Here is a 7136-nt window from a genome sequence, read left to right as displayed (position 1 = left end):
GATTGCATGTGGATAGTGCGTTTAAAGAGATGCCTGTTATGATTGATACATTGATTAAAAGTTTATTTTAAGTAAAAAGGAGCTTTATTCTATAACTGATTTTCACATCCTCCTATTTGTTACCTATTAATCTGGGATGACAAATAGAAAATGTTGTTATGTGGAGTATATCTTTGTATAGGACCGATGCTGCCTATATCGAGTCAGCGTTAGCACAGTGGAGGACCGTTCAAGGTGTTCAAATCATGGAAAGATGCGGTATGAGAGATGGAAAATTGATGAATGAAATGACTGAAGTTGACTTTTTGTAATAATTAAAAGAACCCTGTAGTAGTCACTAAGAAGTTGAAAAGTTGCTGCTATGCAGGGTTCTTTTTAAATTTCCATAGAATGAAGTTAGATTATCTATCTATCAGTTGGGAAATGCTTTACTTGATCAACTGCCTCTAATAATTTTTTCGTTACAATTTCTGATTCATCAATATGGCTTGTTAGAACGCGATTTGTTTCCTCAAATAAGGCTGTCGTCCTATTAAATTTATGCATAACATCTTCGTTTGATAGCTTCTGATCTTTAATTGAAGCTAATAGCTCATTTATTCCCGTTTGCACATTTGTCATAATGTGCAGCAATTGATCCATTTTCACAGATGTTTTAGCACTTTTATCAATGCCTTCCGTTACTAGCTGCATATTATTTTTATTATCCTCGTAAGCAAGTCCAATTTGTTCTTCTATTTTCTTTGTTAAATTAGCAATATCTTCTGTGCTTGTTTTCGTATTTTCAGCTAATTTGCGAACTTCCTCAGCAACAACCGAAAAGCCTTTACCATGCTCCCCTGCTCTTGCTGCCTCAATAGATGCATTCAAAGCTAGTAAATTTGTTTGATTTGAAATTTCCCCAATAACATTTACAATTTCCGCTATTTGCTTTGAGCGCTCACTTAAATTACTCATGCTTAAAGACGTTTTTTGAGACTGCTCTCCTAACGCATCAATCAAATGCTCGACTTCCTGAACAGCCTGCTTGCTTTCAACCGATAATGTCATCATTTGATCCGAGGAAGAGATTAATAAGTTCCCTTTATCTAGGGCATTTTCAGAAATTTTATTGGATTGAATTGTGCTATGCTCAACTTTATTAAACTCTCCTACAATATCTGCGACCATTTCTCCTAAAATAGTATGCTGGTCATTTACCTTGTTATGTTGTTCAATAGTTTCAATGATTTCCTTATGTAACTCGTTTAAAAAAATTTGAAATTCATGATCTTTCTTATCCAGCTTTGCATTCAGTTCATCAATTTTAGCCTTAAATTGCGCTATATCCACTTTTTTTGATTGAAACATTGTTAACACAGCCATCACCTCAGAAAATAGAATATTGAATATGTATTTATTTTACTGGATTTAAAGTAATTAATATACATCTTTAGAAAAAAACAAACACTCACTACTAACAACGACATAGCATGATAGTAGTGAGTGTTTTGTTTTTAATAGGCTAAACCAAATAAAGCTTTAATATGTGTCAAGTAACGAATATTAGAAGCTTCTTTCATTAATGTTGCAGGAAGGCCTTTAAGCTCTGTGTTGCTCGCACCAATTGTAGCAACAGCATCTTTACGACCTAAGCTTGCAAGTGTACCAGAGTTTACAGCTGAGAATGGTTTCATGTCTTGGTTTTTGTATTGTGCAAATACATTATAACCAGCACATTCACCCATTTGCCATGCAACTTGTGCTGTTGGAGCGTATAGTGGACGACCTCCATCAGCTGGTAGTGCAACAGATGCATCACCAATAACAAAGACATCTTCGTGAGATGTAGATTGTAAGAATTCATTAATCGTTGCTTTACCACGATCAGCAGCTAGACCTGACTCGCCTACGATTGGAAGTGGAGCTACCCCACCTGTCCAAACAAGTGTATTTGCAACAATTGGTTCACGGTCTTTTAAAGAAATAACGTTGCCGTCAACACCTGTTACTGGTGTACCTGTAATAAATTCTACACCACGTTTTGTTAAGCTTTCAGTAGCGCGCTGGATAAGTGTATCTGGAAGAACTGGCAAGATTTTCGGACCAGCTTCAACAAGTTTAATTTTAAGATCAGCAAAATTAACACCGTGTTTTGCAGCGATTTTCGGGAAGTTGTCCACAATTTCACCAACAAGCTCAACACCTGTTAAACCGCCACCACCAATAACGATTGTTGCATCTGCTTCATCTTTAGATTGTGCATATGCTTTAATGCGGTCTTCAATATGTTTGTTAATTTTATTAGCATCATTTACTGATTTAAGAACCATAGAGTTTTCTTCTAATCCTGGGATACCAAAGAATCCAGTTTGGCTTCCTAAAGATACTACAAGTGTATCGTAAGTTAATGTATAACCATTATCTAGATCAACTTTTTTAGTATCTACATTGAATTTTGATACTTTCGCAATGTGTAGATCGATATCTAAACCTTTAAAGATTTTTTTTAGTGGTAATGCAACAGCACCTTCTGCAATTGTACCACCTGCTAAACGGTGAAGCTCAGTGATAATTTGGTGTGTTGGGAATTGGTTTACTACAGTAATTTTAGCTTCATCAGCTGATAGATACTTACGTGCTGTTAATGCAGTTAAAACGCCAGCGTAACCTGCACCTAAGATGACGATTTCTTTTGACATGATTAATTAATCCTCCGTCCTAACGAATTGAATTTACCTTGAGTCTTATTTAGCTTTGCGTTCTGCGTTAACTTGTAAGAAAGCATTAACAAAACGGAAAACATTTTGAACTTGAGGGTCTTTTAACATTTTCACAAGACCGAATAAACCAATTACTTCATGGCTTTCAGATGCACGGTCTTTCGCTTCAATTGCAGTTGCTGCAAGGTTTTTCGCAGAGCCAACTACAGGACCAGCGATTTCTGTTACTGCTCCAACAGTATCGTTTTTAAGCACTTCGTCTGTTGCAACAGCTTGAGCAAACTCATATGATTTCGTTAATAATGTCATCATTTCAGTTAACTTCGGTAATTGCTCAACTAAAGTTGTAAGTGATTCTTGAACTTCAGGCTTTAATAATTGATCTAGTACATCTAATTGCTCTTTACTCACAGTTACTTGTTCAGCCTGTGTTTGGTTATTCGTTTCTGACATTTTGAACTCTCCTTTGCCATCACTAGTACTATTTTTTATTGCTTACATGTAAAAAAGACCATTAAGGTAAAACTTAACAGTCGTTACAGCGTATATCTTACACAATCACCAGTCACAAGGGCTGGATAGCGATTCGTATGACTTGTTATTACAATGTTTACTTTAAATCGCAAAAAGCTCATCATAATACCATCCTTATCTTGTCTTGGTGACATTACAACCTTCATTATAAGACTGTTTGTACATTATTTCAATGAGCTATATCACAATTTCGACAATCTTTTCAAAATTCATTGATTTTATCAACTATTAACTGTCTTGCTATAATAAATTTTCCAGCGCATCATAATTTTTAATAGATAATTCTTTTTCCTATCATCTCTATTTACCCTTCTTTTTGGAATAGAGATAAACGACGACTTAAGGTTTCTCTTGTAGTATTCAATAAGAAAGCTAGATTTTTTTAGTGTCAATAGAAATGTGTACTATTGTCTAACGGGGCTTTCCCAAAGCTCAAGATTATTCTTTATTTTAATTTAATTACAATAACACGAGCGTCTGTAATTGCTTCTAAGCTATGCTTTTCAGATGGTTTTAAAGTTAAAATTGTATCTTGTGTTAAAATTTCCTCCACACCTTCTACAAGAAAGCGAACTTCACCAAATTGAACAATAATTAGCACTTCATTGTCCGCATGATGCTCAGGAATTCTTTCACCTGCACGCAATTGAATGTTCAAAATATCTGCACCAGCGATACTCCCTAATTTACCAATATGTTTTGTCTTTTCTTCTAACATTGCTTGAATTGGTATAATTGTCATTGTCATTCCTCCATTACACTGTTGTCCCTAGCTTTAGGCTACTATAGTTTCTTTTTGATTTACGATGTTCCTCTACTTTCTTGGCCACACCTCCACTATAATGAAGAATCGCTCTGATTGCCTGTGACTTACATCACTTAAAAAAAGAAGTATCCCAAATAATGAGATAACTCCTTTTACAAACCTATTTTGTATTAACGTTTTTCAACAGAAAGCCAAAAGAAATTTGTTACTTCCTTTGCCGTCAAATCTACTGAGCCTAGTAAGGTTTTACCATCGCCATCTTTAAAATACCCTACAGTCATCAATGCCATAAAGTTATGAGCGAAAAACTTTGCATTTCCTTTTCGAATTGTGCCCTTTTCCATCTCTTTTTGCATAGCCTGCTCTATTGTTTGATACATACCATTTTCGGATGCTTGAACTTGTCTCAGCTGCATTTCCGATAAATTGATGGTAGCCTCTTTCATAAAATTCTTCATATCAATATCGATAGTGGCTGATAAATGAACTTCAACGAGCTGTTCGAGTCGTTCTTTAAATGGTTTAGGCTGCTCTAAAATTTGTAGAATAGATAGCTTGATACGATCCATCATAGCGATTAAAGCAGAAGTATATAAATCCCCTTTAGTTGGGTAGTAGTAATAGATAGTCGCCTTTGTTACGTTACAAGCTTTTGCTACATCATCCATTGAAATATTTTTGTAGCCCTCTTTAATAAAAAGTCTTGTGGCCGTTTCAAGGACAATATCTTTTGTAGGTTTCGCATTTTCATCATGGCGAGGTCTCCCGAGAACACGCGGTGATTGTTTCAACAAGTTCGCCTCCTTAATTAAGCATTCTTTTTACACATATTATAACATATTAATATTTATGGATTGATTAATTAACCTTCTAGTATATATAATTAAATCACTTACACGAAATGGGGGTCTTTTATGAATAAACATCCACTTGAGCAATGGGGCTCAATGGTTGCAAGTAAAAAGGGACGATTATTAGCACTAGCTTTTTGGGTGTTATTAGTAGTTGTATTGTCATTTGCTTGGCCACAAATCAACAGTATAGAAAGTGAGTCAGGCAAAAACCTACCTGATACAGAAATGTCTGAGCAAGCTGCGTCCATTATTGCAGAGCAATTTCCTAATGATGCCGGAACACCTCTATTGTTGGTTTGGCATCGTGAAAATGGCTTATCACCTGATGATTTTTCGGCTATACAAGGCGTATACAGCGAGCTGCAAGCAAAGCCCTTAGCCCATCAAACAATGGTTCCACCATTTGATCAAATGCCACCTCAGGCTTTAATGGCTTCCGCTTCCGAAAATGGCACAACAATTGTAACGCCTGTGTTTTTTGAAAAAGGTGTCGCAACAGATATGCTACAGGACAGTTTAGATAAGCTGACAAAAATAATGGAAGGCTATCAAGTACAATTAGATGAGAAATTATCTAGCGATGCACTCCATGTGCGCTATTCTGGACCAGTGGGGATTGCCACTGATGCTGTCAGTTTATTTTCACAAGCAGATGTGAAGCTATTGATCGCAACTGTATTACTCGTCTTAGTATTACTTATTATTATTTATCGTTCTCCATTGCTAGCTATTATTCCGTTAATTGTTGTAGGGCTTGCCTATGGTGTGATTAGCCCGACACTTGGTTTTTTTGCTGAACAGGGATGGATAGAAAAAGATTCACAGGCAGTTTCCATTATGACGGTTTTACTTTTTGGTGCAGGTACAGACTATTGTTTATTTTTAATTTCAAAATATAGAGAAATACTTTTTGATGTTGAGGATAAGACGGTCGCTATGAAGCTAGCTGTTAAAGAATCGGGTGGTGCTATTTTAATGAGTGCCCTAACCGTGGTCATAGGTTTAGCTACCCTTAGTCTTGCCCATTATGGCGCATTTCAACGCTTTGCCGTGCCATTTAGCTTTGGCGTGCTTGTCATGGGAATCGCAGCACTTGTTGTCCTACCCGCAATTCTTGTTCTCATTGGGCGAGTAGCATTCTTCCCCTTCACTCCACGCACAGAGGAAATGGCAAACAAAAAGGGCAAGAAACAGCATAAGCCTTCACATAAGGTCAGTCATAAAATTGGTCATTTTGTTACCCATAAACCTTGGGTCGTTATTGCTGTCACTGTTATCTTACTTGGAGGATTAGCAGCATTTGTTCCACGTATTCAATATACCTTTGATTTGCTTTCATCCTTCCCAAAGGATATGCCCTCTAGAGAAGGATTTACATTAATAGAAGAGAATTTTTCGCCTGGAGAGCTAGCACCTGTTCAATTAGTCATTGATACAGAAGGTAGTGATATTAATTTACAGCAACAACTTGAAGCTATCTCTTATATTGATAGTGTGGCAGATGTACAAATTGGCGAAAAAAATAAGAATATACACTTGTATGAGCTCACTCTCAATGCCAACCCTTATGCACAGGAGTCATTAGCTCATATTCCTGAACTACAAACAGAGGTTATAAAAATGCTAGAGGCACAAGGTCTTAATCAAGCTGAGAAACATGTTTGGCTTGGCGGGGAAACAGCTAGTCAATACGATACACAGCAAATAACTAAGCGTGATGAAACAGTAATCATGCCAACCATGATTGCCTTAATCGCATTATTATTATTTGTCTATTTACGCTCTATTACAGCAACCGTTTATCTATTAGCGACTGTGATTATTTCTTACTTTGGGGCATTAGGCGCTGGATGGTTAATCTTACATCATATCATGGGGGCCGAGGCAATTTCTGGAGCTATTCCATTGTATGCCTTTGTGTTCTTGGTAGCTCTCGGAGAGGATTATAATATCTTTATGATCTCAGAAATTTGGAAAAAGCGTAAAACCACTGACCATTTAACAGCTGTAGAAGAAGGTGTTGTCCGAACAGGAAGCGTTATTACATCTGCTGGACTCATCCTAGCAGGTACATTTGCGGTGCTAGCAACATTACCGATTCAAGTGCTTGTTCAATTTGGTGTTGTGACAGCCATTGGTGTATTGCTCGATACATTTATTGTACGACCATTACTCGTACCAGCTATCACAACAGTACTAGGTAAATATGCTTTTTGGCCAGGTAAGTTATTTAAAAAGGATGCCTAAATAAATAGCACGGACATTAGCTAGGTATGATTA

8 protein-coding genes are annotated in these 7136 nt (G+C 36.7%); 2 read left to right on the top strand and 6 right to left on the bottom strand.

The window, feature by feature from the left end; translation table 11 throughout:
* The first annotated feature begins 173 nt into the window (after positions 1-173).
* Entirely contained in the window at positions 174-311 is a 138-nt protein-coding gene (locus CD31_RS23205; RefSeq protein WP_016993446.1) for a hypothetical protein, read from the top strand.
* A 94-nt stretch (positions 312-405) separates the two neighbouring features.
* Here CD31_RS23205 and CD31_RS02100 read toward each other — a convergent pair whose 3' ends face one another.
* The 6 genes from CD31_RS02100 to CD31_RS02080 all read right to left on the bottom strand — a co-directional run bounded on the left by CD31_RS02100 (position 406) and on the right by CD31_RS02080 (position 4793).
* Positions 406-1365 carry a methyl-accepting chemotaxis protein gene (locus CD31_RS02100; RefSeq protein ID WP_244905106.1) on the bottom strand — a complete coding sequence of 320 codons (960 nt, stop codon included), beginning with the start codon at positions 1363-1365 and terminating at the stop codon, positions 406-408.
* A 131-nt stretch (positions 1366-1496) separates the two neighbouring features.
* Positions 1497-2681, bottom strand: coding sequence for an NAD(P)/FAD-dependent oxidoreductase (locus CD31_RS02095; protein ID WP_036075433.1), 1185 nt, complete (start codon positions 2679-2681; stop codon positions 1497-1499).
* 45 nt (positions 2682-2726) lie between these two features.
* A complete protein-coding gene (locus CD31_RS02090) occupies positions 2727-3155 on the bottom strand; it encodes a helical membrane plugin domain-containing protein (RefSeq protein WP_016993443.1) in 429 nt (142 codons plus the stop codon).
* A gap of 83 nt (positions 3156-3238) precedes the next feature.
* Positions 3239-3370, bottom strand: a complete 132-nt coding sequence (locus CD31_RS23925) for a hypothetical protein (protein ID WP_280522788.1) — start codon at positions 3368-3370, stop codon at positions 3239-3241.
* 311 nt (positions 3371-3681) lie between these two features.
* The gene (locus CD31_RS02085; RefSeq protein WP_016993442.1) at positions 3682-3978 is read right to left on the bottom strand and encodes an AraC family ligand binding domain-containing protein; all 297 of its coding nucleotides are present in this window, start codon (positions 3976-3978) and stop codon (positions 3682-3684) included.
* 194 nt (positions 3979-4172) lie between these two features.
* Positions 4173-4793: a TetR/AcrR family transcriptional regulator gene (locus tag CD31_RS02080; RefSeq protein ID WP_036075431.1), complete on the bottom strand. Its 621-nt coding sequence runs from the start codon at positions 4791-4793 to the stop codon at positions 4173-4175.
* A gap of 123 nt (positions 4794-4916) precedes the next feature.
* Here CD31_RS02080 and CD31_RS02075 point away from each other — a divergent pair, with 123 nt between their 5' ends.
* On the top strand, positions 4917-7103 hold the full coding sequence (locus CD31_RS02075; RefSeq protein ID WP_036075430.1) for an MMPL family transporter: 2187 nt from the start codon (positions 4917-4919) through the stop codon (positions 7101-7103).
* Positions 7104-7136: the final 33 nt, after the last annotated feature.

It is taken from the genome of Lysinibacillus boronitolerans JCM 21713 = 10a = NBRC 103108, assembly GCF_000772935.1.
GTDB classification, from domain to species: domain Bacteria; phylum Bacillota; class Bacilli; order Bacillales_A; family Planococcaceae; genus Lysinibacillus; species Lysinibacillus boronitolerans.
The sequence above is the reverse complement of the archived record's forward strand: the minus strand, read 5'-3'. Positions and strand labels throughout refer to the sequence as shown.

Excerpts from the sequence above, each read along its gene's own strand:
- CD31_RS02085 (WP_016993442.1), bottom strand. The coding sequence starts at position 3,978 with ATGACAATTATACCAATTCAAGCAATGTTAGAAGAAAAGACAAAACAT.
- CD31_RS02095 (WP_036075433.1), bottom strand. The coding sequence starts at position 2,681 with ATGTCAAAAGAAATCGTCATCTTAGGTGCAGGTTACGCTGGCGTTTTA.
- CD31_RS02090 (WP_016993443.1), bottom strand. The coding sequence starts at position 3,155 with ATGTCAGAAACGAATAACCAAACACAGGCTGAACAAGTAACTGTGAGT.
- CD31_RS23925 (WP_280522788.1), bottom strand. The coding sequence starts at position 3,370 with ATGTCACCAAGACAAGATAAGGATGGTATTATGATGAGCTTTTTGCGA.
- CD31_RS02100 (WP_244905106.1), bottom strand. The coding sequence starts at position 1,365 with ATGGCTGTGTTAACAATGTTTCAATCAAAAAAAGTGGATATAGCGCAA.
- CD31_RS02075 (WP_036075430.1), top strand. The coding sequence starts at position 4,917 with ATGAATAAACATCCACTTGAGCAATGGGGCTCAATGGTTGCAAGTAAA.